The sequence below is a fragment of the Methylobacterium sp. WL103 genome (assembly GCF_008039885.1).
Taxonomy (GTDB): domain Bacteria; phylum Pseudomonadota; class Alphaproteobacteria; order Rhizobiales; family Beijerinckiaceae; genus Methylobacterium; species Methylobacterium cerastii.
The window spans coordinates 1-678 of sequence record NZ_VRUX01001161.1; the positions used below are offsets into that span (position 1 = coordinate 1).

General features: G+C 75.4%; 1 pseudogene. It reads right to left on the minus strand.

The window, feature by feature from the left end:
- Positions 1–159: 159 nt before the first annotated feature.
- Positions 160–678 (minus strand): annotated as a pseudogene (locus FV222_RS30365) (hypothetical protein); the annotation flags it as partial.

Here is a 678-nt window from a genome sequence, read left to right on the forward strand (position 1 = left end):
GCCAGCAGCTGCAGCGTGCGCACGGCCACCGGCTTCGGGTTGCGGCGCGCGATCTCGGCCTGGACCTCGCCGCGAAGAGTCGCGCGCTCGGGGGCGCCGAGGACTGGGCGCTCCGTCGGGGCCAGGGTTTCCGCATCCGGGGTTGTCATGGCGTCTCGTCTAGCCGTTGGCGCCGGCTCCGGGAAGCGCGCCGACCGTGGCGCCGCGGCGCAGCACACGGCTCGATTCCGACACGATCACCGGGCGGCCGCCGGCGAAGCTGACCTCCAGCACCAGCTCGGCCACCCCTTGCGAGCGCGCGCCGCGGGCCGGGCTGCCGGCCTGGAAGTCCACGAGGGTGCGCACGACGCAGCTCTGGAGCGCCGCGTTGCAGGCGGTGCGGGTGTCGCGCGGCTCGTAGCGCCGCTCCGGCCAGCGCTGCGCGAAGCGGCGCTTCTCGGCGAGCAGGGCCGCGAGCGTCGTCATCCGCCCGTGGAAGCGCAGGCGCTCACCGTAGAAGCGCGACGCGCCCGAGACCATGGCGCCGTTCGAGCCCGAGAAGGCGGCGAGGTAATCCTCGGTCAGGCCCTGCGCCTGTCCCGCCCAGTCGGAGAAGCGTGGATCGGCAGCCGCCTCGCGCGGGGCGGCGGGAATCCGCGGCGCGACGGTCAGCGCGTTGGCGGCCGGCGTGTCGGAGAG